Genomic DNA, 26,577 nt, shown 5'->3' on the forward strand with positions numbered 1-26,577 from the left:
AGGCTTGAAGGTGGTCTGCCTCGTTGTCCAGGGAGGGGTTGTTGCAGCCGGGGAAAGTACATCTTCCGTCCCGAAGCTGCAGGGCTTTTTTCATAGCCTTGGTCAGCCGGTAGCTGGTGCGGCCGATTTCCAACGGCGCCCCGTCCCGCGGATCCACCAGCACACGGTAGAACGAGGTGGCACCGTTGGCGACGAGTGTGCGGGCCATCGACGCGGGGATCGGACCATAGCCGTCCAGGTTTGCCGGTTCGTCCGTGATGCCGAACAGGGCGAGTACCGGGACGGTGACTAGAACGTCCGCCCTGGGTACCGGGACGTCGCCCAAGCCGGCACCTGCGTAGGTTTCACCCGGCCTGCCTGCAGCCGGGTCGCTTTCTCCAGCACCGCTTTGTCCCGTGCTGGCCTGTCCCGCGCTGCTTTCTCCCGTGCTGCTTTGTGCTGTGCTGGTTTCCGGGCCGGGGCGAAGTGCGGTTCCGGCGCCGAGCAGGATGCTGGCGGCGATGTCGGGGCGGAGTTGTGTCATGGTCCGGGGTTCGTCGGGGCCCTGGAGGCCGCGGGCGATGGCGGTGGTGCGGTTCCAGATGGCTGAGCCCTGGTCCGCGGGGACGTAAAGGGAAACGCGGGCCATGCCGTCGCGGTCCGGGGTGTATTCCATCCGCCGGTCGGCGGCGCATTTGGCGTGGCGCTTTTCGATGGATTCCGGGTGGTGGCGTTCCCGCCACTTCCGGGCCTTGGCCCGGAACCGGTACGCCGGCAACTCCCCGACCGGGGCGGCCGTAGAGGGCCTGGGCACGTCCGGGTCCAGGAACTGTGCCTCCAACGCTGCAGCGCCGGCGGGGTCAAGGCCGGCTGTTTCCTCCACCACGACCAGGGCGTGCGGCCAGGTGATCGTCCCGGCCTGCAACGCCGAGAACGCCAGCGGCAACTCCTTAACCACGGTGTGGGACGCGGCCAGGAACGCACCCGCGGCCCGGGGACCAAGGGCCAGGAGGGCGCCGATTTCCGCGGCGACAGCCATTTCCAGCGCCTGCACCGGGGCCTCGGGCCCCGCGATGAGCTGGGCAGTGTCCGAGTACGTCACGGCAGCGCGGGCCTTCAAAGCGGCGAACCCGGCCTCCGCGACCCGCGCCCCGGCGAGGATGTCCAGGCACCCATCTCCCAGCCCGGCCAGCGGATCAGCATCCGAGAAGGGCTCCGAACCGCAGCCCTCCGCCTCCGCGTTGAGCACGGCAAGGGCGGCCTTGATGTCCTCAAACGCCTTCGCCACCGCCGCTGTCCCCATAAACCCATCATGACAATGGGGTCTGACATTTTCCCTCGGCCGGACGCCCAACTGGTGGTCGTCCTGAAAGGGGCGCGGGAAAGTGCCTGAATCTTGAACAGCCTCCTGCACAACAATCCAAAGTGGCATGCCGCCGTCGAAATCAGTAGCGTCGTTCGAGCAACATTTCTCCAGCAGTTAGGTACTCCTTGGGCAAGAACAGTAAGAACCGGCGCGCAAGCAAAACTTCGGCGCAGAAACGACACCAAGCGCCGGTCTCCCTCAGTTCTTTCCGTGCCGGGCGGGCCCTTGACGCCTTAACGCCGGCTTATGTCCAGTGGTTCGACGACGGCACTCCCGGAGCAGGCGCTGCAGCCCTGCAATACCTGAAGCTGATGGAACCCACCATCAGCCGCTACATGGAGATGACGGCTGCGCCCGACATGACAAGCCTCGACCCTGCAACCCTGGCCAACGCGGTCGCGGAGGAAGTCTCGGCCGCCGCGGATGCACAGGCACCCGAGGTCGTGGACGCCGAACAGGTTGCCCTCATCGTTGACTCCGTCCACAGCTACGTCGAGTTCCTCTCGGAAACGGGCCGGTGGACGGGGACAGAGGAGCTACTGGCCGAGGTTCTGGATGTCTTCGACAGCCTTGCCGAGGGCGTTGATGGACAGGAGACCATCGAGATTCCGGACATTCCCGAGGATCAGGCACTGTCAGCCTTTACGGAAATGCCGCTGATCCAGAAGGCAACAGCGTTATTGGTATGGATCGGTGAAGGGAAGCCCGTGACCGGAACGGGCGCCCTCCGCCTGCGGGACATTGAGGAGGCGGCCGCCTGCGTGGGCGTGCAGGCCAAGGGCGGATCCAAGAAGGATGCAGCCGATGATGTCCTTACGGTACGGAGCATGTACGAGGTACCTCTGCTTGCCGAAATTTGGGCCGCGCTCCAGGCCGCCGAGCTGATCAAGGTCAAGCCGACGAAGGTGGTGCCGTTCGAGGATCCCGCACACTTCCTGGACGGCAGCGTTGCCGAGCAGGTGGACGAGTTCACCATATTCACCTCGCTCTTCCTCGAGCAGGCCGTGCTCCGGCTCGATCCTGAAGAGCCGTGGGAGCGCACCATCGCCGCAATACAGGTTTCCGTCCTCCTGGCGGCGGCCGCGGCCGAACCGCTGCTGGTGGAACGCGTCCTGGCGGCGCCCGATCACGCTCCCGAAGAAGAACAGAAGGCCGCCGAATTGCTCACCAAGGTGGCCATGGGCCGCTTGGAGGAGCTTGCGGAACTTGGGCTGCTGACCATCGACACCCATTTCCGCGTGCCCCCGGCGATTATCCGCTGTGTTGCCGATGCATTCGACGATCCATCGCTGCTGGCAGTGCTGGGCCTGGGTGAATCGCCGCTCGAAGAAGGATACGACGACGAACTTGCGGAGGCGGCCAAGGTTCTGACCGCGGGCAACCCTTCCTAGAAGCTGGTCACCAATTCGCCGAGCACCTCATCAAGCCTGGTCGGATCGGTGGCGTCGTAGTAGTGCGCGCCGCTGGCCCGGGCAATGTCCCGGAGCGTGGGGACATCAGCGTCCGGTCCGTAGGCGAGGGTAAAGACGAGCACCGGCGTCGAGTGGTACTGATGGCTCAACTGTTCTGAGAGCCCGCCCAGGTCTCCCGGGTGGCGGGTATCGTTCTTGCCGTCGCTCAAAAGCACGATGGTGTTGATGAACGTGTCCTTGTAGTCCTTGGCCAGATCGCCCGCGAAACGGCTCACCGCTTCGAACAGAGGCGTAGCCTCCACGGCCTGGAGTTCATTGAGCTTGGCGGCGATGTCGCCCTTATTGGTCTTGAAAGGGGCCACCGGGCTGACGATGCCCGGCTGTAGCGGACCGTCGCCCTCATGGGAGAACGCGGCCAGCCCAACTTCGTCCTCACCCGTGAAATGGTCCAGAGCCTTGAGAACCGCGTCCTTGGCCCGTTGCAGCTTGGTGACTCCGGGCTCCTGCACCATGGAATCCGAGACATCCAGCAGGAACAAAGCCCTGGCCCGTCTGCGGACCTCGGGGAAGCTCTCCTGAATGGAAATCAGTGCCTCCGCCTTGGGCAGCGGCAGGGGCTGGAGTGTCTCGGCGTAGCGGCCGGTTTTCGCCACCCCGGAATCCAGTTTGCCCTGGACGCTCCGGTACCCGGACGCCTCAACAACACGTTGGCCCTGTTCCGTCGCTGCGAACGCGAGGAAATCCTGTCCCGCCAGGCGCTGCTGGTTCCCCACCCAATCGCCGTCAAGGATGACGGCCGGGTTGTCCGCCACGTGGACTCCGTCGGTGGGGTAGATGGCCCGAAGGGGCTCCTTGGGGGCGGGACCGGACGTCTTCGTTGTTCCGTCCTCGCTGACCACTCCGCGGTTGTAGTCCCAAACAGACTTTTCATCCACGATTACGGCGGAGAGGAATTCCGAAACCTTCCCGGCGTCGTCGGCTTCCCTCGCGTGCCAGAGGAAATGCTCGGGCGTGGCCATGTAGTGGCTGGTGCCCAATTCCACGGCGCGCACCTTCTCCACCAGCGACGATGCTTCCAGATCCATGCCGTCCAAACCGCCAGGGCTGCCGCCGGCGGCACCGTAGGAAGCAGCAAGGGCCATCAAGCCCGACGTCGAGACGAGGGGACTGGCCTTGCCGAACTTGAATTTCCCCCAGTCGCCATGGCCGAGGCGCTCCCAGACGTCCTGCTCGCCGGCCATCTTGAACACCTCAGACCACGACGGCGGTTGCCTGTCCCAGCCGAGGGCAGTCACCATTGTTTCCGGCATCGCCACAACGATGGCACTCCGGGCCACGCTGGTTCCCTCCTGGGGGATGCGGTTTGCGCCGGCACCTTCCCCGGCAATGCGTAACCACGCGGAGGAGTCCGGCAGCCAGACAGTGGGCCTCTCCCCGGCCGGAACGCCGGGAAACTGTGCCGCGGCCCTGCCGGCGGCCACTCCTGATCTTTCCTGGGAGACGGCCGGTGCCACGCATTTGCCGTCAACGTTGCGAGGCTTGGACATGTACTCGGCTGCAAGGGCCCGGACCATCTCCGCGTTTTCCAGCGACGTGAGGATGTTCAGGGGGATACAGGGAGAGGCACCGGCGACGGCGGGAGGAGCGTCCTGCGCCAGGGGTTCGCCTGCAGGGGGTGGATTGCCATTTCCTGCGGCTCCGCCGTCACCTGAATCGGCGGGAAAGATCAGCGTCCGGAGCACCAGTGCGCCGCCCACAATAAGAAGCGCCACGGTAGCCGCCGCGGCGATCCAGATCCAGCGTGGATAGATCGGGTCAGTTGCTGCGCGACGACGGCCCATGTTCGTTTCCTTTGAAATCCGCCCGGGTTTCCCCGGTGTGAATGCAAATGATGAAACTGGCCCGCGGCTGTCACACCGCGGGTGCGCCTAGCCCCCCGCCCGGATGCCCCCGCAACTGGATACGCATTTTGAGGATAACCCGGGCGGGCCGGATGTGAGTGTGGTGATTCAGATCTTTTTCGCGCCCGAATACAGTCCCCAGCAGCTGCAGCTGGCTCTGGATGAAGCGGCGCGCCAGGTCTAGATTGGGTCTTGGCTTATGCAGCGGGCCCACTCACACCAAATCCAGGAGGGGGACCATGAGCCCCACACCGAAACAACCGATCACCGATGACAGCATCCAGGTCCGGCAGGTCAACCATTACCAATTCAGCTGGGTGGCCGGAGACGCCGGAAAGCCGGGCACCTGGACTCTCCAGCTGGTCCTGGACCAAGGGGCCTGGGAAGAAGTGCTCACGCTGGATGCTGAGGATGCCGAGGTTCTCCAAGGCCTCCTGAAACGTTCGGCCACCGTCTTCTACGACGTCCGGCGGCGGACCCTGATGTTCGGGACCACGCCGGCCGGGCAGTAGCTCCGGCAGCAGCCAGAACTTCTTTCCGGAATCTTGCGTCTGCCACAGTATCGGAAACCCCAGGTATCTGCGCATGCTGATGCGTGGGGGCAACGATCGAGGGGGAGATCATGACACGGAGCGCCGCAAAACTGGCCACCGCAGGCTTGGTACTCGTGCTGGCTGCCGGATGTGCCGAAGTGGCGGGCATTCCGTCAGCTCCGCTGAACACAGGGATTCCTTCTCCGTTGGCCACCATCCATCAGCCCGGCCCCACGCCCTCAGGCCAGCAGACCGGATCGCCGGTGCAGGTCACCGTCATCCCGCTCGGCAGGAACAACGGTGTTGAGGCCAGGCTGCCGATCAACGGCTATTTCGCTGCGCCCGGCATGGAGATCCGATTCGATGCCTCATCGTCCATCGGCGCAGTGAACCAGTACGAATGGGACCTCGACGGCGACGGCGACTACGATGTGACCTCCAGCGAACCCGTCCTCAAGCACACCTATGCGCATGAGTTCGAGGGGGAGATGATCCTGCGGGTGTCGAACATGGTTGGAAGCAGCCACGTCCTGAAGACCCCTATCCATGTCAGCACCATCCCGATGCCTCAGCCGTTGGCGGCACCACGAAACGTCCAGGTGGAGGTCCTGTCCACGGTGGACGGGGTCAGCGAGATCCGGGTGACGTGGGAATCGGAGGACCCTGCTGCCTATTCCTGGGCTGTGGCCATCAACGGGTTCCCGGCGGGCCGCGTTGAAAGGTCCGCCCGCTCGGTCAACGTCACCGACATCCGCCGTGAAGCGGACGTCCTGGTGGAGATTCTTGGAGTTACCCAGGACATGGCCCTCGGGCTGCGTGCCGGGACCACGCTGCCGGCGGCGAAGTAGCCGGTTAAAAGGACGCTGAAGAGCCCTGCACGGACCGCCGTGTGCAGGGCTCTTACTGAGTCAGCCCATCAGCACCCGACGACGGCGAGCGCCGCCAAGTGCGCACCCTCACCTTCGGCGAAGACCGCCAGAGCTGTGCTCGCCTCCGAGGGGAACACCAGATCCGTGAGGGTGGCGAGCCCGTCCTGGGCGAAGACCTCCACGGAGCACCGGTCAAGGTAGATCCGGAGCCGGAGGAAGCCGTCCTGCAGCGGTACGGCAACGGCTTCGACGGACGGAAAGGCCCCATGGAAATTCACAAGCCCGGACTCGCGACGGTCCAGGCTGAGCATTCCCTCCGCCACGTCATAGCCGACAACCGTGCGTTCGGCGTCGCCGGCCCTGATCACAAGCCCCACCCTGCTTGCCGTACCCGGCTGAAAGTCAACGTCGATCCGTGTGACTGCAGCGGTGACGGGGAGGTCCAGAACCCCGGATGCCAAGGGCCTGGAGCCCAGCCGGAACTGCGCCGATTCCAGTCCGGAAATGGGATCGATGGCCTCCTGCCGGAGTACCACGCGTCCGTCCACCCGGGTCAGCGACACGTCCCGAGGCAGGGACATTGCACTCCGCCAGCTCCCGGTGGGCGTGGATCCGGCATAGTCCCAGTTGTTCATCCAACCGATCATGATCCGGCGGCCGTCAGGTACGTTGCTGAACGAAACTGCGGCATAGTAGTCGCGCCCCCAGTCCAGCCAGTTGTAGTCCCGCATCCGGCTGTCATCCTGCTGGAGGCCGGCGGTGACGGTCGTTTCAGACCGGAACGTCACGCCGTCGAACTCTCCCAGGAAGTACTGCCCGGCTGAGCCGCCGGCCACCCCTCCGGGGTTGAGGTTCACGATGAGGACCCACTTCGTGTCGTCCTGATCCCCGTCTACGGGCAACTCGAAGAGGTCCGGGCACTCCCACACTCCACCGGTGGCATTGGCGGGCCCGAAAGTGCTCAGGTGCTCCCAGACCAAAAGGTCCGCGGACTTGTACAGCACCACCTGGCGGTGCACTGCTTCTACGGCGACCATTACCCAGTAACTGCCGGCTCCGCCGTCGTACCAAAAAACCTTGGGATCGCGGAAGTCCGCGGACGCCCGGTCCAGGACCGGGTTGCCCTGGTACTTCTTCCACGTCATTCCCTCGTCCAGGCTGTAGGCCAGGGACTGGGCCTGCCGTCCCGAGAGCGCTGAGGCGGCGCTGTACGCGCTGGTGTAGATGGCCACCAGCGGGGGAGTGTCCGCCGTGCCAAGACCGCTGGTGTTGTGCTTATCAAATACTGCGGAGCCGGAGAAAATCGCCTCGGACTCGTCGCAGGGGATGGCCACGGGCTGCTCTTCCCAGTGGCAAAGGTCCCGGGAGGTGGCGTGGCCCCAGGACATGTTGCCCCAGTCCGGGCCGAAAGGGTTGTGCTGGTAGAAGAGGTGGTAGGTGCCGTTGAGGTACACCAGGCCGTTAGGGTCGTTGAGCCAGTTGCGTTCGGAAGTGTAGTGCCACTCCGGGCGGAACGGGTCCGTAACGGGAACGGCCACGGCATCGGGCGCCGGAACCGCGGCGGGCGCGGCAGCCGTCGTCGTCAGGAATGTCATGGTCAGCCTTTCACGCCGCTGGAGGCGATGCTGTTGATGAACGACTTCTGGAAGGCAATGAAGAGGATCACCACGGGGACGGTGATGAGTGAGGCGTAGGCCATCACCTCGCCCCAGGAGACATTGAGCTGGAAGAAGTACTGGATGCCGATCATCACGGGCCGCAGTTCCTCGGACTGGACCACCATGAGCGGCCACAGGTAGGAGTTCCAGGCAGGCAGGAAGGTCAGGATGGCCACTGTGGCTGTGGCCGGGCCTGCCAAGGGCATGACTACCTGCCGGTAGATCTTGAACCAGCCCGCACCGTCGATCCGGGCCGCTTCATCCAGTTCCTTGGGGATGGACTCAAAGTACTGGTGGTACAGGTAGATGGAGAACGCGTTGGCAAGGAACGGAATGATCTGGACCTGGTAGGTGTCCAGCCAGCCCTTTGAGAACTCCAGGCTGAAGCCGTCGAGCTCAAAGTAGGGCAGCTGGTTGACCCACCACACCAGCGGCAGGGCCAGGGTCTGGAACGGGACAATCAGGGTGGCCAGGATGGCGCTGAAGACGATCCGCTTGCCGCGGACCTCCATGCGGGAGAGCGCGAAGGCGCACAAGCTGTTGATGAAGATGCCCAGCACCACCGTCACGGCGGAGACCCCGATGGAGTTGATCATGAACCGGGCGGCGGGGACGCGGTCGAACACTGCCGCGTAGTTATCGAATGAGATGTTCCCGATGGGCAGGAACGCCGCCACGGAGGACATGTCGCCGAAGATCTGCTGGTCCGGCTTGAGGGAGGAAATCAGCATAAAAACGATGGGGAAGGCGGCCACGACGGCGAAGAGGATGCGCACCAGCATGGTGCCGGCGCTCCTCAGGAGCAGTTGGTTGTTCATGTCAGTCTTTCTCCCGGGTGAGGTAGCGCTGCACCGCGGAGACGAGCAGGACGAGGACGAAGAATACGAGCGAGATGGCCGAGGCGTAGGAAGTTTCCTGCTGCTTGAATCCGGACCGGACTGCCTCGTAGATGATGGTGGTGGTGGAATCCAGGGGGCCGCCCTGGGTCATGACGCTGACCTGGTCAAAGAGTCCCAGCGCCTGGATGGTGATGGTGACCAGCACCAGGCTGCGGGTATGCTTCAGGCCGGGCCACGTGACATAGCGGAACTGGTGCCAGCGGCTGGCGCCGTCCAGCTGCGCGGCTTCGTACAGTTCACCGGAAATGCTCTGCAGTCCGGCCAGCCAGATGATCATGTGGAACCCGGCTGCCTGCCAGATGGACAGGGCGATGATGGCCGGCATGGCGGTGGCGGGGTCATTGAGCCAGTCAGCACCCTGGATGAGCCCGAAGCTGAACGTGGAGAGGAGCTCGTTGATGAGGCCTTCGCGGCGGTACATAAACATCCAGAGCAGGGACACCACCACCATGGACGTGACCACGGGCAGGAAGTAGATGGTGCGGAAGAAGTTGACGCCGCGGAACTTCTTGTTGATGAGCAAGGCCATGGCTAGGGCAAGGGCGGACTGCACCGGCACCACGACCACCGCAAAGTACGTCACGTTCAGCAGGGCACGCCAGAACGTGGGATCGGTGAAGAGCCGGGCAAAGTTGTCTGTCCCCACAAACTCCACAGGCCGCGGCGAGATCAGGCGGGCGTTGGTGAAGGCAAGGCCGAAGCCCAGGATCGCTGGCAGGAACACAAACAGCAGCAGCAGAACGGCGGCCGGGGCGATCATGCCCCAACCGCTGATCTGTTCGCGGAGGAAACCGGGGCGGGGGCGGCGGTGCCGGGTGGGGCTGCTGCTTTGCTTTGCTGCGGCCGCGACGGCCTCTGGAGGACGGGTGGGAAGCGGGCTGAGGGTCATGGGAGTCTCCTTGACAGGACCTGGGGTACGACGACGGCGGCACTTGCCGGCCGTCGTCGTACCTCCGGATCTGCCGGCTATTTCTGGTAGCCGCCGTTGGATTTGATGTTGGCATCAATCGCCTTGGCAGCCTTGTCCAGCGCACCCTGCGGGTCGGCTCCGGCAAGGATGTCCTGGGTGGCCTTGCCGAATTCGGTGGCAATGAACGGGTAAGCGGGGGTCTCCGGCCGCATCACGGCGTAGTTGCGGGAGAACTCCATGAAGACCCGGTTTGCGCCGCCTTCGGCGAAAGCGGGAATCAAGGCGGCGGCTTCATCAGTGGCAGGGATGCCTCCCGTTGCCTTGATCACGGAAGCCACGTTTTCCGGCTTCAGGGAATAGGACAGATAGTCCATCGCGGCTTCCGTATTGTTGCAGCCGCTGGTGACGCCCCACTGCCAGGAAGCTCCGCCGATCTTGGGACCCTTGCCCAGGTCCACCGAGGGCATGACCGCCAGGTCATCTCCCAGGGCCTCCCGGGTTTTGTCCCCTGCCCAGGAACCGGTGTAGAGCAGGCCGCTCTTGTTGTTCAGGAAGTCCTGGGTGGAATCTTTCCCGCTCTTGGTCGCCATGAAGCCCTGATCCGCCAGACCGCGGAACCACTTGGCCCATTCCACAGCCTTGTCGCCATTAAGGGCTCCGTCAGCCGACTGGTAATCCTTGCGGTCGATCAGGTCTCCGCCGAAGGACTGCAGGAACGGTGAGTACGCATAGGGCAGCCATTCGCCCGTTCCGGCAGTACCCATGTCCAACGGGTAGTCCCACTTACCCAGCGCCTTGAGTTTGGTCAGGGCGTCCTGGAACTCGTCCTTCGTCCATGGCTTCTCGATGGTGGCCACACGGACGCCTGCCGCGGCGAGGTCAGATTTGCGGGCAAACATGGACAAAGCGACGTCGCCGTACCCAACCGCATAGGTCTCGCCCTGCCACTTGGCAACGGTGCTGGGGAGGTTCTTGGTAAGGTCCGCAGACAGTTTCAGGGGCGTGAGGTATTGCGCCCAGGCCCAGTTGGGAACGTTGGGCCCGTCAATGTCCACGATGCACGGGAGGTTGCCGGCCGACGCGGCCCCAACAACGGAATCGTTGTAGGACTCCTGCGGGAAAGCCTGCACCTTGATCTGCGCCTTGGCGCCGCTGCTCTTGTTATAGGAGTCCACGATCGACTGCGTGGCGGCCAGTTCCGCCGGGTTTCCGGCGGCGTGGGTCCACATGGTGATCTCTGTGGAGCTTTCGGTGGTGGACGAGGAACTGCCCTTGCCGCAGCCGGCGAGGGTGGCAGTGAGGGCGGCTGCGGCTATGCTGGTCGCCAGGATCTTCGTGAACTTCTTGTTCATGGGTCAGTCTTTCTGCTTGGACAGGGTGATTGATGTCGGTCCTGCTGGGAACGCGGCCGCTGCAACGGCTGCGTTCCCGTTTTTTTGGGAAAAGTCCTGGCTGTGCCCGGGTGGGGTACAGCCCTGGCTCAGTTTTTGGGTGGAGCGACCGAATCCCGCTCAACAAGCGGGCAGGCCACCTTTTCGTGCACCCGCGGTGCCTTGGGGTTCTCGAGCTCGTCGAGGAGTTTCAGGACAGCCCACCGGCCCATCTCATAGTGGGGGAGGGCCATGGTGGACAGGCCCGGCCAGAGGCCGTCTGCAATGAGCTCCAGGTTGTCCACGCCCACAATGGAGACGTCGGACGGAATCTTCAGGCCAAGGTGGCCGGCCGCCTGGTAGGCGCCCATGGCCATTTGGTCACTGAAGCAGAACAGGGCGGTGGGCCGGTCTGCAGCGGCCAGCAGCTCCAGTGCCGCTTCCCGCCCACCCGCGGTGCTGGGCCGGCTGCTTACCAGGCAGTCCACGGGCAACTGCATGCCGTGCCGGGCCAGCCCGGCACGGAAACCATCGAGGCGTCCGTGGGCGGCCGGGATATCGTCCTCGTTGTTGATCATGGCGATCCGGCGGTGGCCGGCCGCGACCAGGAGTTCGGCGGCGGATTGGCCGGCGCCGAACTCATCCGGCACCACTGAGGACAGCCCCGGGTTGTCCGAGGTGGCGTCCAACACGATGGCGGGCATTCCCTCCAGCTCCGCGGGAACGGATACCCGCTGGTTGTACATGCGGGCGTAGATGACGCCGTCCACCTGGTGCTGCTGCAGTGCACGGATTTCCTGGCGCTCGAGTTCGTTGTCGAGGCCGGAGTTAACCACCATGAGCAGATGGCCGTGCTCGGAAGCGGCGTCCTGTGCGCCCTGGATCATGGCGCCGGCAAAAGGGGTGGTAGTGATCTCGTCGCTGACCAGGCCCAGGATCTGGGAGCGCTGGTTGCGCAGCCCGCTTGCCAGCCGGTTCGGCGCGTAGCCGAGGTTCCCGGCTACCGCTTTGATGTGCTCCACGGTCTGGGCGTTGACCCTGGAGTTGTGTGTTTCGCTGAGTGCGTGCGACACGGTGGTCACAGAGACGCCTGCTGCCTTCGCTACGTCCCGGATGTTCACCTTCGTCGCCATCGACTTCGCTTCCTTTGCAAAACGTTTTGTATGTTGCTTGTATCACTATATGCAAAACGTTTTGCAGCAGTCAAGAGGCAGCGTTCAAGGAGCAGTTTCACCAGTACGGGGGCGGCCGTTCTACCCGGCCGGTGTATCCTCCGGCCGGAAGTAGGCGGAGCCTGACGCTGTACGTTGCAGCATGCCAAAATCCACCAGATAGCGGCGCAGCAGGACAACATCGTCGGTATAACTGAGGAGCCGCTCGTTGACCTGTTTTTCCGTCAGGTTTTCGCCGGACCGGATGGCATCGCCGGCAATCCATGCCAGGAGTTCCCGCCGCTCGGCCACGTTCGCCGGATACCGCTCGATCCTCCCAAGCCGCAGGAAGCGGTCCACTCCGGTTTTCGCCTGCCGCCGCGGTTGTTGGGCAAGCAGGTCGCGGTAAATCGCTTCCGGTGCCGCCAGTCCGCCGGAGGCTGTTCGTTCCACGAGCCCCGACTCAATCAGTATGGCCAGGGCCCGGTCCCGCCGGTGATCCTTCAATCCGGCAAGAACGTCCGGCCTGCCCGCACCGAGAACTATTTGCGCGTAAGCGGTCCGGGCGTCACTGTTGGCGAGGGCAGCCAGCACCCTCCGCCAGTGCGGACCGCCGTATGCCCTTCCCCTGGTCATGCCGAGCGCCTCAGCCCGAGCCTTTTATGTCGCGGGGCCCCTCAAGGATCCGCCGGGCATCATCCTGTGCTTCGAGGGCAAGCTCGCTGACCACTTCGCCCCGCAGATGCCCGGCGGCGGCGATGATGGTCCGCAATTCCGAAACCGTCCTGGGCGGGGCCACGCCGAGATGCGCCATCGCGTGGCAGTTGGGGCAGAGCGGAACAAGGTCAGCCACCGGGTCCAGTTTGTATCCGCCCCCCAGCATCGCCGGCGGAACTACGTGGTGCACCTCGATAAAGCCTGTGCCGGCGTCGCCATAGAAAGCCTCAAAGGAGAAGCCGCAGGCAGCACAGGAGGCCCCGTGGAATGCCAGGCAGACCCTGCTTGCGTCAGCGTCCCGCTCGTAACGGTTCACGTCGATCGTCGCGACAGCCTCCGGCGGGAAGGTTCCGGGAACCAGTTCGGCGTGGCTGGCGGCCACTGGCCCCTGCTCCCGCCAGAGCCTGCGGAGTTCAGGCTCCGCAGCCTGCGGGACAGGAACCGGCCCCGCGATGCCCTCCCCCCACATCGGGCCCGAAATTCCTGCCTTGAGGACGTCGGGACGTATCTGTTCTCCGATGGGGAGCAGCGCGTCGAACTCAATGCTGGAGTACCCGTCCCCGGCGTCACCTTCCTCACGTCCAACGGGTTCCGCGGAGGCTGACATGGCCATCCCATGGCCGATCAGGCCGCGACCTGCATCGCTGCTGCCCTGCAGCAGCAACCAGACCTCTGTCCCTGGCAGGATGTTCCGGGAGCCGCCAACGTTCCACCGGGCGAGGATCCGCCCGGATTCCGTCACCCGTTCGACGGCGGCGCGGTAGTCCCAGCGGTTCACTCCCTTTGGGTTCCACCCCAGAATTACTGCAGCCACCACTCACCCTGTCCAGCCCATGCTCTGTATTGGTTCAGCCTACGTTCCGGGGATCCGAGGGTGCCATACCGGCAGCAGCCTCATCTGCTGTTGTCGGGGACATGGCGCGAAACCAGGACAGGCCCGCGCGCGTGGTGAAGGACGGCGTGGGCTGTTGAACCGATCGTTTCCTTGACCAGACCACGGCCCTTGCTGCCCAATACCACCATCGCGGCATCCCCGGAAACGTCGAGGATGCCGTGGGCAATGGATGAATCGGTGAGGAGGGTTCCTTCCACCCGGACCCCAGGGGCGTGGATGCGGGCAGAATTGACGGCGGTCCGGAGGACTTCCTCAGCGGCGGCGAGCGCCTCAGGGTTGTCACGGAAGCGGCGGTATCCGGCAGGTGTGTGGCGGACATGGACCACCGCGAGGTCCGCACGGGATGCCGACGCCAGCGTGCAGGCATCCTTCAGCGCAGTTGGTGAGCCACTTTCATCGACTGCCACCACCACTGGTCCATCCGGATGGAGATCAGAACGGATGACGGCTACGGGACAGGAAGCAGCGGCCGCCAGTTCCAGGCTGACGGAGCCCACCACCAGGCCCAGGAATCCGCCCAGCCCCCGGCTCCCGACAACAAGCATCTCCTGCCGGGCCGATATCCCGACGAGGTGCGGGGCAGGCAGGCCGTGCAGCAAGGTTGATTCAACATCCCCTCCTGGCGCCGCAGCCTTCGCGTGGGCAAGTCCCTCTTCAAGGATTGACTCGGCTGACCTCTCCAATCCGCTGTCCGAGACGCCCGGGACAGGGCCAAGGTGCCTGGTCAACAGCGGCCAGATGGAACAATGCACCACATGCACGGCCAGGCCGCGACGGTGCGCGTGGCGTGCCGCCCAGCGGACCGCTTCCGCAGCTTCAGCCGAGCCGTCGTAGCCGGCAACTATGGACCTTGGCTCCTGCATGGCTTCACCGCGCTCCTGGACAGTTCGGCTTTCAGCCCAATAGTGGCTTTCCGCGCCACGATTGTCCATGCTGCTGCCTTGAGCCTGCCCTCGGAAATCAGGTGCCGAAAACCGGAAGTACCTAATCTCGCACCAACCGGTTTCCCGCCTGGGCGAGGGCTCTTAGACTTGTGGCTAACATCCCTTTGTGCTCAGGCGAAGGCGACGGCTGCGGGGTGGAGACCAACGCTCCCTGACACTGGTTAGGCGCTGACGCCCGCAATGACGCGGGCAGTCGTCGCAGGAGGTTGGAGATGGGCACTGAGCCGTGGCGCCCACCCCTGAAACAAAGGGTTGGAAATCTCCTGCGCGAGGTGGTTGCCCGCGCCGACGAGCTCCTGCATACGCAGGAACACGGCACTATGCGCCGCCAGGACTGGCTGGAGGCGGGGATGGCGTTGAGTGACCGCCTCATCCTGCCGGCTCAAACGGAGGATCTGGACAGCTTTGCCCTGGTTGCCGAGACTGCCCTTCGGGTTTCGGAATCGGCGATGGCTCTCATAGCTGTTCCGGCCGGTGATGGCGTTTTCCGCTGCCAGTCATCTGTGGGGGTGCAAGGGCTGCAGGCAGGGCGGGAACTGCCCGCTTCCGAAATGGTTTCCGCGGTTCTTGCAACAGGCGAGTCGCGTTCGGCCCGCAATGCCGGGCAGGTGTTCGACCATGAGGTGGCAGAAAAGCTGGGCTGCGTGCTGGTCTGTGCGCTCGGGCGCGGCGGCAGTGACAGGCCCGTGCTGCTGCTCGCACGGCCACGCGGGTCAACGGCCTACAGCCAGTCCGACCTGGAGTCCAGCTCCCTCTTTGGCCGCTGGATTGGTTTGGCCCTTGACCTGGCCCGTGTCCATGCCCTCCGTGAACAAAATCTTCTGTTCAGGGACCGGGAACGGATCGCACGTGATGTGCATGACCTCGTCATCCAGCGCCTGTTCGCAGCGGGTTTGGGCATTCAGAGCCTGCGCCGCTTCATCCGGGATCCAGTAACCATTGAGCGCATCGATGCAGTGACGGCTGAACTTGACGGTTCCATCAGGACCCTTCGGGACACCATCTATTCGCTCCGGACCGGGGACAACGAACGGGAACCGCTGACCAGCCGCGTCATGAAGGTGGTGCGGGAAAGCTCCCGCAGCTATTCCCTGCTGCCGCAAGTGAACTTTTCCGGGCCGGTGGATGGCACGGTCCCCGATCATGTTGCCGGCCACCTGCTCTCGGTCCTCTCTGAAGGGTTGAGCAACGCGATGCGGCACTCGGGGGCCGACGACATACAGGTCACCTTGTCGGCCGGGCGGAAGCAGGTGGAACTTCGCATAGCCGACAACGGCAGAGGTTTCCATGAACCGCTTGAAGCCAGTGGCCTCGCCAACATGCGGGACCGGGCCGGGCTGCTCGGCGGTACCTGTACCATCCACAGTGCGCCAGGTAAGGGGACCCGGATTGAGTGGTCCGCCTGTTGCCAATGACCGAAGTGGTGAAGCGCGCAGTTGAGGGTACCGGCCGCCGTCGCCCTTACTGGGGGTCCGCACCCTGCCGGATGACAAACACAGCGGCCTGGGTTCGTCTTTCGAAGCCCAGTTTCGCCAGGATGGATGAGACATAGTTCTTGACGGTTTTCTCGGCGAGGAAGAGTTCGGCGCCGATCTGGCGGTTGGTCATTCCTTCTCCGATCAGCGAGAGGACCTTCTTCTCCTGCGCGCTCAGCGCCTCCATCCTCGGGTCAGTGGCCGCTTTGGACAGGCCGGCAATGATCCGTAGCTCAGCTCCGGGCTCGAAGAGTGATTCACCCGCGGCCGCCCTGCGGATGCCCGCGAGGAGGTCATCGTTCCTGATCTGTTTCAAAACGTAACCGGAGGCTCCTGCCAGAACCGCGCCGCGCAGGGCCTGCTCGTCGTCATAACTAGTAAGGATCAGGCACCGCAGGCGGGGGTTGAGCGAGCGGACATCCCGGCACACTTCGATTCCGGTGCCGTCCGGGAGCCGGCCATCCAGGATCGCGACGTCGGGCCGGAGAGCAGGGATCCTTCGTGTCGCTTCGGCTGCCGACCCGCTCTCACCGACCACAAGGAAGCCCTCGCCCTCGAGCAGGTCCTTCAGTCCCTGCCGGACAAGCTCATGATCATCAAGAATAAAGACGCGGACCGGATCCGGAGGATCTGATGCTCCATCCGGTCCGGGCTCCTCCCTTTTCACTCAAGCGCTCCCATTGTCTCCACGACCGGCCCGCGCCGATGGAGGGCAGCCCGTGCCGGCTTGAATCCATTCTTCACTGCGGGCGGCCCGGCTGGAAGGGCGGCCCGGTGGCCGGGGCAGCGGTTTCACGGGGGCCCTGGTCCAGGCGGAACGGCGGGTACTCGTCGCGCATCAGCGCCGTGTAGGCCAACACGCGGTAGATCCAACGGTTGATGCCCAGAATCAGATCGAACAGCGGACGCAGGTACCGGCCAGTAAAGAGCAGGGCCACTGCCGCGATAAAGACCAGCAACCCCAGCAGGGACAGGCCCCTTCCCCTTTCATAGCTCGTCCCGAAATCGCCCGTTCCTGAGCCCCAGGTCCACGTGGCGCCGGCCAGCAAGGCGACAACGATCAGATGCGGGATTGCCAGGAGCCACCACTTGATGAGGACCAGTCCGCGGGAGAGCCGCTCCGGATAGTCCACTTCGAAGTCGGCGGGATAGTTCGTGCGGGCCAGGGTGAAGGGCGGGTACAGGTCGGTGCCCACAGCAGCGTAGGAGTAGAAGGCAACCCGCCAGTTCCACCGCAAAACGCCGACGTTGAAATCGAACAGGGCCCGGGGGTATCGGCCGGTGAACAAAATGGCGAAGCCGGCAACAACCGTGGTGACGGCGAACGCAAACCACAAAAAGAACAGGATGATGAAGTGCGGAATGGCCAGGAACCACTTCACCAGCCACATCCACCGCGAAAGCGCGGGGTCAATCTCGCCGGAGAGCCGGGCAGGGTATGGGGCCCAGTCGGCTTCTGCTGCGGGCACCTCCCGGTACGGAGACTGAACCACGGGAGGCTGACTCCCGGAAGGCGGGCTTCCTGCCGGGGGTGCCCATCCCGCAGGTGCCGCCCCGGCGGCAGGCCCACCCGGGATTGCCGGCGATTCCCGGCCGCCTGGGGGCACCGGGCCGCCCGCTGGTCCGGCCCCGTAAGCGGACCCGGAGGAACGCGGCGCGGCATGCCGCCCCAGGCCGGCAGCGCCGAAAGTCAGCAACGGGATCCCAATCACCAGGGCGATAATTCCGCCCACAAGCAGCCCGGTGGCTGCCGGCCGGATCAGGTCGGACCGGAACCCGGGCTGCACCTGGACGTCAATTCCCGGACTGGCGTCCGCGTTCATCACCACTATGGCCCAACTCCCGGCGGTGATGTTCCAGGTCAGCTCCTGCTCCCCGGGGCCTGACGCCGAAGCCTGCCAGAAGGCCTCGCCAGCCGGAGGCGCAGGCGCAGTGGAGCCGGGAATGTCACGGTACTCGGCACGGAAAGGTGAACGGTCAACGTCGAGCAGCTCGGAGCGATGGACCCCCGAAAGGTACCTGTCGACGTCGGACTGCGGGGCGATGCCGATAAAAACAGCCTTGCCGGGATCGGCGGAAGCTACGCGCAGCCGGAGCGTGCCGACGTCGAACGGCACACGCCCGGGAATATCCTCGCCCATGGCGCCCAACCGGGGTGAGGTCAAGGCGGCGGAAGCCACGGAAAGCCGGGCTGTGCCGGCAGTGAGGTATCCATCACGCTGTGCGGATCCTACGGCCAGGGCCACGATGCCGCCGGCTGCGGCAGCAAGGCCAGCGAGGGACAGGAGGATCCCCAGGATCAGCATTATGACTGCAACGGTCTTTTTCATGGGATTTGGACCTGGATTGAGGAAGTGGACAGGCGTGGGACGAAGCGAATACCTGGCGCGGGGACACCTACAAGACTGACACCCGCACGGCGGGAGCTGTAGGGCCAAAGGTCATGCCCATGGCACTGCGTGGTGCAGCTTCTTCCGGCGGAAGCGGCGGGGGAGTAGGCTTAAACAACCGTTAGGAAGTAAGCGGCCACGTATTTCAACTGGGTGGTATTCAGGCTGGGTGTTGACCTCCCCGGCGATCCCGAAGGGATGCACAGTGGCATTGGACGCTTCGGCGGTTCTGGAGCTTCTTGGCGGCTATATTGCAACCGCAGTGGGAGTTTTTCTCCTTTATTCACCAGTCATTGTCCTGATCATCAGCCTGTTGTTGACCGCAGGCCTGCTGCAGTTGCTGGCCTGGCCCTTTATTGTGCTGATCCGCAAACTGCGCCGGAAGCCCAAACATCCCGATGACAGCTCCTGGCTCCTGCACTGAACCGCATCCGCAGGTGCCGGGTTCCCACCGCACCCCATTCGTCAGTATGCTTACTATTGTTGGCAAAGCCGGTCACGAGAAAGGGCATCATCATGACGGAACAGAACTTGCCTGACGACGAGCTTGAGGTTGTCGAGGAAAACGACGTGCTCCTGGACGAAACTCCCGGTGCGGCCTCTTCCCTGGAGCTTGATCCAGTCACCAGCGGCCAGCCGGACAGCTATCCCGGTGCCGCGGAGAATAACCCGGACCGCTGGCAGGAGGATCCGCTGCTCCAGGAGGAAGTCTCCGGCGAGGAGGAGGATTTCCTGAGTGATCAAACGCTGCGGGACGACATGGCGGCAACCCGCGACGGCGCCGGCAACGAGCAGGTGCCGGCGGCTACTCCCACCCTGGGAGAAGCGGTGGCTGACGTGGATTTCGGCGAAGATCCCACGGGCCGGGAAGCCGACGCCAGCGACGACCAGGAAAACTTCGGCGGGTCGCCACTCAGTGAGTTTGAGCCTGACGACCTTGAACGCTGAGGGAGCCGGTATACCCCCCACCTGATGAATAGGGGCTCCTGCCTCTGGCCCGGGGATAAAACGGGGTTAAACTAATAAGCCCACTGATGAATATCAGTTTCGGCAGGATCAAGACTGAAGGAGTTTCGCATGAACTTGGGAAGCAGGATCAGGAACGCCGCTGAACGATTCGCAGGCAGGAGCGGCACGGGCGGGACGGTCCGGGGCCGCGGGATGAACACCACCGGACGGACGCCCAACTCCGCCGGTGCCATGGGCGCCAGGTCCGGTGGCATGGCCCATCGCATCATGGGAATGTTCAGGCGGCACTGAGCCACCAGCATGAACGCTACGAGCATGAGCCAAAAGCAGGTCCCGGGCCTTCCCGGAACCTGCTTTTGGTTTGTCAAACGCCATGCGTGAACTCGTTGTCCTGGGCACTGCATCGCAGGTTCCCACCCGGACCCGGAACCATAACGGCTACCTGCTGCGCTGGGACGGTGACGGGCTGCTCTTCGATCCCGGCGAGGGAACCCAGCGCCAGATGATTTATGCCGGCGTCCCAGCCTCCTCGATCACCCGCATCTGCCTCACCCACGTCCACGGTGACCATTGCTACGGCCTGCCCGGCGTGCTTTCCCGCATGGCATTGGACGGCGTGGCGCACCCGGTCCATCTCCACTATCCCGCATCCGGCGAGGACGTGGTCCGCGCCCTCGTGTCAGTCAGTTCGCCCGGCATCGACCTGCGCCTCCACCCCCATGCCGGAAGCGCAACTGTGGCCGACGGGCTGGAGATCCAGCCGCTGAAGCACCGCATCGAAACTTATGGCTACCGGCTCACAGAGCCCGACGGCCGCACGCTGCTTCCGGACCGCCTCGCCGCTGCCGGTATCCGGGGCCCGGACGTGGGCCGGCTGCAGCGCAACGGCAGCCTGACCGGCGTCCGCCTCAGCGATGTGAGCGTTCCCCGGCGCGGCCAACGCTTTGCCTTCGTGATGGACACCGCGCCCTGTGAGGGGGCAGAAGACCTGGCCGACGGCGCGGACCTCCTCGTCGCCGAGTCAACCTTCAGCGACGACGACGCCGCGCTCGCCGGCCAATACCGCCACCTCACCGCCGGACAGGCCGGGGAATTGGCCGGCCGCGCCGGGGCCGGCACCCTGGTGCTGACCCACTTTTCGTCACGGTACGACGACGTCACCCTGCTCGCTGCGCAGGCAAACGCACGTGCCGCGCAGGTGAGGGTGGTAGCTGCCCACGACCTGCAGCGGGTACCTCTTCCCGAACGGCGGCGCTGGCCTGACCCGGCGCCGCGGACACGGGAAGGGCCCGGGAGCTCATTGCCAAACAAAACCATGGGGTAGAAAGTGAATTATCGGGTGTTCTTCACGTGATTCGACGCCGCGGAAAACACACCACGAGGGAAGGCTTGAAGAATGACAGCTGCTGCTGAATCAACGATCACTTTTGACGGGCGGTTTGCCCGGGAATTGTCGGAACTGGCTGTTCCCTGGCAGGCAGAGGAAGCGCCGGACCCCAAGCTTCTTGTCCTTAATGAGCAACTGGCCGCTGAACTTGGGCTGGACGCTGAATACCTCCGGTCATCGGAGGGCGTCAAGCTCCTCCTGGGAAACCACATCCCGGACGGGGCCACGCCGGTGGCACAGGCCTACGCCGGCCACCAGTTTGGCGGATACTCACCCCTGCTGGGCGACGGCCGGGCGCTCCTGCTCGGCGAGGTGACGGATGTGCACGGCCGGCTCCGCGATATCCACCTGAAAGGTTCCGGCCGTACGCCCTTCGCCCGGGCAGGCGACGGGCGTGCCGTCGTCGGGCCCATGCTGCGGGAGTACCTGGTGAGCGAGGCGATGTACGCCTTGGGCATCCCCACCACAAGGTCCCTTGCCGTCACGGCCACCGGCCGCCCGGTCCGCCGCGACACCATGCTTCCCGGAGCAGTCCTGGCGAGGGTGGCCAGCAGCCATCTGCGGGTGGGAAGCTTCCAGTACGCGCGGGCCACCGACAATATGGACCTTTTACGCCGCCTCGCCGATCATGCCATCAGCCGGCATTACCCCGCCGCTGCCCGGGCCGACAACCCCTACCTCGCCCTCTTCGAAGGGGTGGTGGCTGCGCAGGCCACACTGCTGGCCCAATGGATGCTGGTGGGCTTCGTCCATGGCGTGATGAATACAGACAACATGACCATTTCCGGGGAAACCATCGACTACGGGCCGTGCGCGTTTATGGATGCCTTCAACCCGGCCGCGGTCTACAGCTCCATCGACGTTGGCGGCCGTTACGCCTACGCCAACCAGCCCGTTATGGCTGAATGGAACCTCGCCCGCCTCGCCGAGGCAATGCTGCCGCTCATCAATGAAGACCAGGAACAGGCCGTAGCCCCCGCAGTGGAGGCATTGGGCGGGTTCCGCCGCCAGTACAGCGACGCCTGGTTCGCCGGTATGAAAACAAAGCTGGGAATCAGGGAAAGTCCTGCGGGGAGCCCTGAGGCGGAAGAAGCCTCGGAGCTCGTGGACGGTGTGATCGCCATCCTCAAGGACGGGCCGGTGGACTACACACGGTTCTTCCGGAACCTCGGGCACGCAGCGCGGGGAAACTCCCGCCCCGCCCGAAGCATGGTCCTGGATCTCGCCGCCTTCGACGCCTGGGCAGAACGGTGGCTGGCCCTGAAACCCGACGCCGGCCTGATGGACCGGGTCAATCCTGTCTACATTCCGCGCAACCACTTAGTTGAAGAAGCGCTCGCCGCGGCAACGGACGGCGATGTTGGTCCCTTCAACCGGCTCGTGGAGGTGGTCCGTGACCCGTACCGGGAACGGTCGGGGCTGGAGCGTTACGCCGAGGGAGCGCCGGAGGACTTCGGCAGCTACCAGACGTTCTGCGGCACCTGAGGACGGCGGACCCGGCAAAAACGAAACAGGGGCGGCAGGTGGGTAACCGCCTGCCGCCCCTGTCCGGGTGGTGTCGCCTAAGCTACGCGGACGAAGGAAGCGCCCGGGAGCCAGCTGATGGAGTGGACCTCGGTCTTGAAACCGTCCACGCCGCCGCTGACAACCTGGCCGTTGCCGGCGTACACACCAACGTGGCCGGCAGTGATCACAAGGTCACCGGCAGCGGGGGAGCCCACCACGGAGCCGTACTGGTAGAACTGGCCGGGAGCCAGGTCGCCAACAGACTTGCCCACGCTGCGCAGGGCCTTCTCCACCATGGCGGTGCAGTCCTGCTGGATGCCAACCTGGCCGTAGGCCGATGCCAGGATCGAAGCGCCGGCGCCCGAACCCGTGGCAGCTGCCGGAGCTGAAGCGTACGAAACATTCACTCCGGTGTTGGCCGGAGCCGCGGCAACGGCAGTCTGGACGGGGGCAGGAGCAGCGGCCGCCTGGACGGGGGCCGGAGCAGCTGCAACATAGCCGGCGCCCGGAATCTGGATCTGGTCGCCGGGGAAGATGATCGTGGAGATCGCCAGGCCGTTGGCGGCCAGTACATCGTTGAGGCTGACGCCGTAGGCGGCGGAGATGCCGCCCAGGGTGTCACCCGAAACCACGGTGTGGACGTTGGCGGCAGCTGCTGCCGGTGCAGCCACGGCAGCTGCGGGTGCCACGGACGCCTGGGTGTTAGTGGTCCCGGTGGTGTCCGGTCCGGTTACGCCTGCGTGGGCCGGGGCGCCCACACCGAAGGCAATGCCGGAAGCTGCTGCTACGGCCAGGGCCGGGCGGCCAAGCGACTTGGCGGATACAGCCAAGCCCTGGAGCGCGATTGAGCGGGCCGGAGTCGCGCGGTGACGGGCGGTGATGGAATTTTTTGACACGTTTGATCGCCTCTCCCATGCCTGCGGGGTGAGCTGTCGGGTTCGGGTTGGAGATACCCGGCCGGTAGCGGCTCCGGACGGAACGGAAGGCGCTATCGACTTAACCCCAAGGCCTCGCATGAGGCCGCGGAAAGGTGGTTCCCCCGTCCCTGCCAGCTGGAAACGATTGAATCCCGGGTCAGCGGCAGGGCTCGGCATGCTGAGGGGAATGTCCCGTCTGGGAGGGACACCTGAAGACCATAACCTGCCAGCCTGCCGATTGTCACATTTGAATAACATACGAGCGGCTTCTCTCGTATTCCGCAAATGACTGGAGGTTCTTTGCATAGCGGGCTGACCACGGAAGATAGGCGCGCCGGCGCGGAGTGCATGAGGTTCGTCACAAAGTAATAAAACGTGCTGCTGGCACCAGCCGAAGCGGCGCTCGTGGGCAGCACACGGCAGAGCTTTGGGCCGGCTGCGCGTGTGTGGCGTTCGATCTCTGGGTAGGGGTTCACCATTCCAGATTGCATAACGATGTCAGCACGCCAGCCTTCAACTGAAGGTTGAGAGCTGTATGCTTCCGAACTATGTCTCGGTTCGTTATCAAAGCCCGCCTGCCCCTGCCTGCGGCGCTGCTGGCCCTTGCCCTTGCGGGTACGGTTTGGCTCGGTCCGGCCGGGGCGGCGGACCAGGATCCGGCGGGTGATTACCCCTCCTGGGAGGACGTCCAGCAGGCAAAGCTGACGGAATCCGGCACCGCAGAGGAAATCAACAGGATCAGTGGCCTGCTGGCTGGCCTGCAGGCCCAATCCGAGTCCCTGGGGACAGCGGCCGTCCAGTCAGCGGCGGAGTATGCCGTCACCGATTCTGCGCTTCAGGCGGCCAGCGCAAAAGTGGAGACCCTCACCGCCCAGGTTTCCCAAGCAAACACCGAGCTGTCCCGGCACCGGAAGGACCTGGGCGCCCTCGCGGCCCAGTCCTATAAAACCGGCGGCACCACCATGGGATTCTTTGTTGCCCTCGATGCGATCCAGACCAACAGCGTCCAGGGTCTGAACGTGGTGCGCATCGTGGGTGACAAGACGGCAGCGCTGGTGGCCAGGGCCGAATCCGCCGGCAGGGTGGCGTCCTCGTTGGCTGCCCAGGAGAGCGCCGCCAAAGCCGAACGTGAGCGGCTGTCCCTGCAAGCCAAAGCGAAGCTGGACGCCGCCCGGTCCGCGCAGGAGGCGATGGCGCGCCAAGTGGCCGAAAGCCAGAAGCGCAGCGAGGAGCTGACAGCGCAACTTGCCTCCCTCAAGGGCACGACGGCGGCAGTTGAGGGCGCGTACCGGCAGGGCCAGGCGGCGCAGGCTGCCTACGAGGCAGCGCAGGCGGCAAAACGCGCCGCAGCCGCTGAACAGGCCCGCCTGCAGGCAGAGGCGGCAGCCAGGGCGGCCGCCGCGGCTGCCGCCCGCCCGCAGGCTCCAGCCGTCCCGGCGCCGGCAAATCCAGCACCCCCGAACCCCGCACCACCCGCAAATCCAGCACCCGCGAACCCCGCACCCGCCAACCCGGCGCCGGCGAATCCTGCTCCCGCACCCCAACTGCCGGTCGCACCCGTCCCGCCGCCCGTCGTCGTGCCGTCAGTTCCAGGCGGTGCCGTCAATGACCCCGCAGGGGCCAAAAGCTACGCCTCGGGGCGGCTGGGCGCGTACGGCTGGGGCCAGGACCAGTTCCTGTGCCTCGCCCAGCTCTGGACCAAGGAATCGAACTGGCTGACAACGGCCACCAACCCCTACTCCGGTGCTTATGGAATAGCCCAGGCGCTGCCGCCCGGCAAATACTCCAGCGCCGGCAGCGACTGGCTCACCAGCTACCGCACCCAGGTCGATTGGGGCCTGGGCTACATCCGCGGCCGGTACGGCTCGCCGTGCGGGGCCCGGAACCATTCGGTGGCCAACAACTGGTACTGACCGGCGCGCTAGGCTTTTCCCATGCCTGACTTCGAACGGTTCCGGATCCTGCTCGAGGAGGAGCGGGCGCGGAAAGTGGCGCTGCTTCCGGCCCTCCGCGCCGACATCGCTTCGGCCAACTCCGCCCGCCAGGATTCCAACGTGGACGACGAACATGATCCCGAAGGCTCCACCATCGCCTTCGAACTCTCCCAGGCGTCGGCGCTTCTCAAGCAGAGCAGCGCCGGGCTGGACCAGGTTGACGCCGCCCTGGCCAGGATCGCCGACGGCACCTACGGGACCTGCGCCGTCTGCGGCGAAGCCATCGCCGAAGGAAGGCTGGAGGCCCGCCCCTGGACGCCGTTCTGCATCAGGCACGCGTCGGCAGGCCGCACCCGATGAGTGCGGGGGATCTGGTGGCTGCTGCTGCCGGGTTTGTTGACCGCACCCTGCAGAATGAGGGTGCCTGGTACCGGGCGGACGACGTCGAGGGCAGGCTGGGCGGGGAGCTCGCCTCGTACGGGTCTTCCGTCGGCGCCGTCCGCGGAACCATCCGGGATGCGCTGCGCAAGTACAAGGACCTCGACCACGACTCCGTGGTGCAGCTGGCGTCCGCGCTGTGGGGCCAGCCAGGGCCCGGCTCCCGCGCAGTCTATGAGCGCAGGCTCGCCGCAGTGGTGCTGCTGCAAACCAAAGCGGCGCTGCTGCGCCATTCCGACCTGACCCGGATCGAGGGCTTTATTCGGTCCGCCGGAACAAGGGAACTGGTTGACCCGCTGCTCGCGGACGTGGTGGCCCCCTTCCTGGCGCGGCTCAACGGCCGTGACCGCCAGCGGGCCGCCGTTGTTCTGGCCCGGTGGCGGACAGACCCGGATCCGCAGTTACGCCACGCGGCCGCATTCCTCGAGCAACAGTCCGCACCCCAAGCCCCACCACAAGGAGACACCCGTGAACGATCCCTATGACCTGGAACGCTTTGTTGCCGCACAAAACAGCGGTGGAACCTACGACCAGGCACTCGCCGAACTGCAGGTGGGCAACAAGACCGGACACTGGATGTGGTTCGTTTTTCCCCAGGTGGCGGGGCTGGGGCACAGCGACACTTCCCGCCGGTACGCCATCAGCTCCCTTGAGGAGGCCCGGGACTACCTTGACCACCCGGTATTGGGCCCGCGGCTGCTCGAATGCGCCCAGGTGCTCAGCACCCATAAAGACCGCGTTGCCGAGGAGATTCTTGGCAGCGTGGACGCCCGGAAACTGCGCTCATCCATGACGCTGTTCCTCCGCGCAGCTCCCGGGGAAACCGTCTTCAAAACCGTCCTCGCGCAGTTCTTCGACGGCCAGCCGGACCCCGCAACCGACGATCTCCTCGCCGCCCGCGACGAAGACTGACGCCGACGGCGGTGCCTTGCCCGTCTTGCGCAAGGCACCGCCGTC

26 protein-coding genes and 1 riboswitch are annotated in these 26,577 nt (G+C 64.9%); of the genes, 13 read left to right on the forward strand and 13 right to left on the reverse strand.

The window, feature by feature from the left end:
• On the reverse strand, positions 1–1,282 hold a 1,282-nt coding region (locus QRN11_RS05195; RefSeq protein WP_285250157.1), incomplete at its 3' end, for a DUF222 domain-containing protein.
• Positions 1,283–1,470: 188 nt separating this feature from the next.
• Here QRN11_RS05195 and QRN11_RS05200 point away from each other — a divergent pair.
• Positions 1,471–2,736, forward strand: a complete 1,266-nt coding sequence (locus QRN11_RS05200; protein ID WP_142062404.1) for a hypothetical protein — start codon at positions 1,471–1,473, stop codon at positions 2,734–2,736.
• Here the strand turns inward: QRN11_RS05200 and QRN11_RS05205 are convergent.
• Positions 2,733–4,598: a vWA domain-containing protein gene (locus QRN11_RS05205; RefSeq protein ID WP_285250158.1), complete on the reverse strand. Its 1,866-nt coding sequence runs from the start codon at positions 4,596–4,598 to the stop codon at positions 2,733–2,735. The two genes, QRN11_RS05200 and QRN11_RS05205, sit on opposite strands and share 4 nt — an antisense overlap.
• Positions 4,599–4,897: 299 nt before the next feature.
• On the opposite strand from QRN11_RS05205, the gene QRN11_RS05210 reads away from it, so the two are divergent.
• A complete protein-coding gene (locus QRN11_RS05210; RefSeq protein WP_091419761.1) occupies positions 4,898–5,170 on the forward strand; it encodes a hypothetical protein in 273 nt (90 codons plus the stop codon).
• Between the two features lie 110 nt (positions 5,171–5,280).
• Positions 5,281–6,039: a PKD domain-containing protein gene (locus QRN11_RS05215; RefSeq protein ID WP_285250159.1), complete on the forward strand. Its 759-nt coding sequence runs from the start codon at positions 5,281–5,283 to the stop codon at positions 6,037–6,039.
• Positions 6,040–6,107: 68 nt separating this feature from the next.
• Here the strand turns inward: QRN11_RS05215 and QRN11_RS05220 are convergent, their stop codons facing one another.
• The 8 genes from QRN11_RS05220 to QRN11_RS05255 form a co-directional block, all read right to left on the reverse strand.
• The gene (locus QRN11_RS05220) at positions 6,108–7,655 is read right to left on the reverse strand and encodes a glycoside hydrolase family 32 protein (RefSeq protein WP_285250160.1); all 1,548 of its coding nucleotides are present in this window, start codon (positions 7,653–7,655) and stop codon (positions 6,108–6,110) included.
• Between the two features lie 2 nt (positions 7,656–7,657).
• Positions 7,658–8,536 carry a carbohydrate ABC transporter permease gene (locus QRN11_RS05225; protein ID WP_091419766.1) on the reverse strand — a complete coding sequence of 293 codons (879 nt, stop codon included), beginning with the start codon at positions 8,534–8,536 and terminating at the stop codon, positions 7,658–7,660.
• 1 nt (position 8,537) lies between these two features.
• Positions 8,538–9,506, reverse strand: coding sequence for a carbohydrate ABC transporter permease (locus QRN11_RS05230; RefSeq protein ID WP_285250161.1), 969 nt, complete (start codon positions 9,504–9,506; stop codon positions 8,538–8,540).
• Between the two features lie 77 nt (positions 9,507–9,583).
• A complete protein-coding gene (locus tag QRN11_RS05235; RefSeq protein WP_142058294.1) occupies positions 9,584–10,879 on the reverse strand; it encodes an extracellular solute-binding protein in 1,296 nt (431 codons plus the stop codon).
• Positions 10,880–11,007: 128 nt separating this feature from the next.
• Complete coding sequence (locus QRN11_RS05240; RefSeq protein WP_285250162.1) at positions 11,008–12,030, reverse strand: LacI family DNA-binding transcriptional regulator; 1,023 nt, start codon at positions 12,028–12,030, stop codon at positions 11,008–11,010.
• A 120-nt stretch (positions 12,031–12,150) separates the two neighbouring features.
• Positions 12,151–12,684 (reverse strand): DUF2087 domain-containing protein, encoded by a 534-nt coding sequence (locus QRN11_RS05245; RefSeq protein ID WP_285250163.1) that lies wholly within the window; start codon positions 12,682–12,684, stop codon positions 12,151–12,153.
• Between the two features lie 10 nt (positions 12,685–12,694).
• Positions 12,695–13,579, reverse strand: a complete 885-nt coding sequence (locus QRN11_RS05250; RefSeq protein WP_285250164.1) for an HNH endonuclease — start codon at positions 13,577–13,579, stop codon at positions 12,695–12,697.
• Between the two features lie 80 nt (positions 13,580–13,659).
• Positions 13,660–14,592, reverse strand: a complete 933-nt coding sequence (locus QRN11_RS05255) for a universal stress protein (RefSeq protein WP_350223970.1) — start codon at positions 14,590–14,592, stop codon at positions 13,660–13,662.
• 224 nt (positions 14,593–14,816) lie between these two features.
• Here QRN11_RS05255 and QRN11_RS05260 point away from each other — a divergent pair, with 224 nt between their 5' ends.
• Positions 14,817–16,019 (forward strand): sensor histidine kinase, encoded by a 1,203-nt coding sequence (locus QRN11_RS05260; protein WP_142058286.1) that lies wholly within the window; start codon positions 14,817–14,819, stop codon positions 16,017–16,019.
• A 46-nt stretch (positions 16,020–16,065) separates the two neighbouring features.
• Here the strand turns inward: QRN11_RS05260 and QRN11_RS05265 are convergent, their stop codons facing one another.
• Together QRN11_RS05265 and QRN11_RS05270 are read right to left on the reverse strand one after the other, a co-directional pair.
• On the reverse strand, positions 16,066–16,746 hold the full coding sequence (locus tag QRN11_RS05265) for a response regulator (protein WP_091419777.1): 681 nt from the start codon (positions 16,744–16,746) through the stop codon (positions 16,066–16,068).
• A gap of 73 nt (positions 16,747–16,819) precedes the next feature.
• Entirely contained in the window at positions 16,820–18,409 is a 1,590-nt protein-coding gene (locus tag QRN11_RS05270; RefSeq protein ID WP_285250165.1) for a DUF4389 domain-containing protein, read from the reverse strand.
• Positions 18,410–18,674: 265 nt separating this feature from the next.
• Here QRN11_RS05270 and QRN11_RS05275 point away from each other — a divergent pair, with 265 nt between their 5' ends.
• The 5 genes from QRN11_RS05275 (at position 18,675) to QRN11_RS05295 (ending at position 22,310) form a co-directional block, all read left to right on the forward strand.
• A complete protein-coding gene (locus QRN11_RS05275; protein WP_255470712.1) occupies positions 18,675–18,893 on the forward strand; it encodes a hypothetical protein in 219 nt (72 codons plus the stop codon).
• 92 nt (positions 18,894–18,985) lie between these two features.
• Entirely contained in the window at positions 18,986–19,417 is a 432-nt protein-coding gene (locus tag QRN11_RS05280; protein WP_285250166.1) for a hypothetical protein, read from the forward strand.
• 129 nt (positions 19,418–19,546) lie between these two features.
• Complete coding sequence (locus tag QRN11_RS05285) at positions 19,547–19,729, forward strand: hypothetical protein (RefSeq protein ID WP_285250167.1); 183 nt, start codon at positions 19,547–19,549, stop codon at positions 19,727–19,729.
• An 82-nt stretch (positions 19,730–19,811) separates the two neighbouring features.
• Positions 19,812–20,762: a ribonuclease Z gene (locus QRN11_RS05290; RefSeq protein WP_285250168.1), complete on the forward strand. Its 951-nt coding sequence runs from the start codon at positions 19,812–19,814 to the stop codon at positions 20,760–20,762.
• 72 nt (positions 20,763–20,834) lie between these two features.
• Complete coding sequence (locus tag QRN11_RS05295; protein WP_285250169.1) at positions 20,835–22,310, forward strand: protein adenylyltransferase SelO; 1,476 nt, start codon at positions 20,835–20,837, stop codon at positions 22,308–22,310.
• 77 nt (positions 22,311–22,387) lie between these two features.
• On the opposite strand, the gene QRN11_RS05300 is transcribed toward QRN11_RS05295, so the two are convergent.
• Positions 22,388–23,227 (reverse strand): C40 family peptidase, encoded by an 840-nt coding sequence (locus QRN11_RS05300; RefSeq protein WP_285250170.1) that lies wholly within the window; start codon positions 23,225–23,227, stop codon positions 22,388–22,390.
• Between the two features lie 3 nt (positions 23,228–23,230).
• Positions 23,231–23,395: riboswitch (cyclic di-AMP (ydaO/yuaA leader) on the reverse strand.
• Between the two features lie 401 nt (positions 23,396–23,796).
• Between QRN11_RS05300 and QRN11_RS05305 the strand changes: the two genes are divergently transcribed.
• From QRN11_RS05305 to QRN11_RS05320, 4 genes are read left to right on the forward strand one after another with little or no spacing between them, the layout of a single operon-like run.
• Positions 23,797–25,161: a coiled-coil domain-containing protein gene (locus tag QRN11_RS05305; protein ID WP_285250171.1), complete on the forward strand. Its 1,365-nt coding sequence runs from the start codon at positions 23,797–23,799 to the stop codon at positions 25,159–25,161.
• Between the two features lie 21 nt (positions 25,162–25,182).
• Positions 25,183–25,542: a TraR/DksA family transcriptional regulator gene (locus QRN11_RS05310; RefSeq protein WP_285250172.1), complete on the forward strand. Its 360-nt coding sequence runs from the start codon at positions 25,183–25,185 to the stop codon at positions 25,540–25,542.
• Positions 25,539–26,105, forward strand: coding sequence for a DNA alkylation repair protein (locus QRN11_RS05315; protein WP_285250173.1), 567 nt, complete (start codon positions 25,539–25,541; stop codon positions 26,103–26,105). The genes QRN11_RS05310 and QRN11_RS05315 overlap by 4 nt, the downstream gene beginning before the upstream one ends.
• Positions 26,089–26,532, forward strand: coding sequence for a DUF1810 domain-containing protein (locus tag QRN11_RS05320; protein WP_285250174.1), 444 nt, complete (start codon positions 26,089–26,091; stop codon positions 26,530–26,532). The genes QRN11_RS05315 and QRN11_RS05320 overlap by 17 nt, the downstream gene beginning before the upstream one ends.
• Positions 26,533–26,577: the final 45 nt, after the last annotated feature.

The organism is Pseudarthrobacter sp. fls2-241-R2A-168 (assembly GCF_030209335.1).
In the GTDB taxonomy this organism is placed as follows: Bacteria; Actinomycetota; Actinomycetes; order Actinomycetales; family Micrococcaceae; genus Arthrobacter.

Bases quoted from the DNA above. Each gene is read 5' to 3' on its own strand.
- QRN11_RS05285 (WP_285250167.1), top strand. From the start codon at position 19,547: ATGAACTTGGGAAGCAGGATCAGGAACGCCGCTGAACGATTCGCAGGC.
- QRN11_RS05310 (WP_285250172.1), top strand. From the start codon at position 25,183: ATGCCTGACTTCGAACGGTTCCGGATCCTGCTCGAGGAGGAGCGGGCG.
- QRN11_RS05315 (WP_285250173.1), top strand. From the start codon at position 25,539: ATGAGTGCGGGGGATCTGGTGGCTGCTGCTGCCGGGTTTGTTGACCGC.
- QRN11_RS05280 (WP_285250166.1), top strand. From the start codon at position 18,986: ATGACGGAACAGAACTTGCCTGACGACGAGCTTGAGGTTGTCGAGGAA.
- QRN11_RS05235 (WP_142058294.1), bottom strand. From the start codon at position 10,879: ATGAACAAGAAGTTCACGAAGATCCTGGCGACCAGCATAGCCGCAGCC.
- QRN11_RS05255 (WP_350223970.1), bottom strand. From the start codon at position 14,592: ATGGACAATCGTGGCGCGGAAAGCCACTATTGGGCTGAAAGCCGAACT.
- QRN11_RS05245 (WP_285250163.1), bottom strand. From the start codon at position 12,684: ATGACCAGGGGAAGGGCATACGGCGGTCCGCACTGGCGGAGGGTGCTG.
- QRN11_RS05240 (WP_285250162.1), bottom strand. From the start codon at position 12,030: ATGGCGACGAAGGTGAACATCCGGGACGTAGCGAAGGCAGCAGGCGTC.
- QRN11_RS05210 (WP_091419761.1), top strand. From the start codon at position 4,898: ATGAGCCCCACACCGAAACAACCGATCACCGATGACAGCATCCAGGTC.
- QRN11_RS05215 (WP_285250159.1), top strand. From the start codon at position 5,281: ATGACACGGAGCGCCGCAAAACTGGCCACCGCAGGCTTGGTACTCGTG.
- QRN11_RS05295 (WP_285250169.1), top strand. From the start codon at position 20,835: ATGACAGCTGCTGCTGAATCAACGATCACTTTTGACGGGCGGTTTGCC.
- QRN11_RS05225 (WP_091419766.1), bottom strand. From the start codon at position 8,536: ATGAACAACCAACTGCTCCTGAGGAGCGCCGGCACCATGCTGGTGCGC.
- QRN11_RS05220 (WP_285250160.1), bottom strand. From the start codon at position 7,655: ATGACATTCCTGACGACGACGGCTGCCGCGCCCGCCGCGGTTCCGGCG.
- QRN11_RS05305 (WP_285250171.1), top strand. From the start codon at position 23,797: ATGTCTCGGTTCGTTATCAAAGCCCGCCTGCCCCTGCCTGCGGCGCTG.
- QRN11_RS05205 (WP_285250158.1), bottom strand. From the start codon at position 4,598: ATGGGCCGTCGTCGCGCAGCAACTGACCCGATCTATCCACGCTGGATC.
- QRN11_RS05290 (WP_285250168.1), top strand. From the start codon at position 19,812: ATGCGTGAACTCGTTGTCCTGGGCACTGCATCGCAGGTTCCCACCCGG.
- QRN11_RS05270 (WP_285250165.1), bottom strand. From the start codon at position 18,409: ATGAAAAAGACCGTTGCAGTCATAATGCTGATCCTGGGGATCCTCCTG.
- QRN11_RS05260 (WP_142058286.1), top strand. From the start codon at position 14,817: ATGGGCACTGAGCCGTGGCGCCCACCCCTGAAACAAAGGGTTGGAAAT.
- QRN11_RS05230 (WP_285250161.1), bottom strand. From the start codon at position 9,506: ATGACCCTCAGCCCGCTTCCCACCCGTCCTCCAGAGGCCGTCGCGGCC.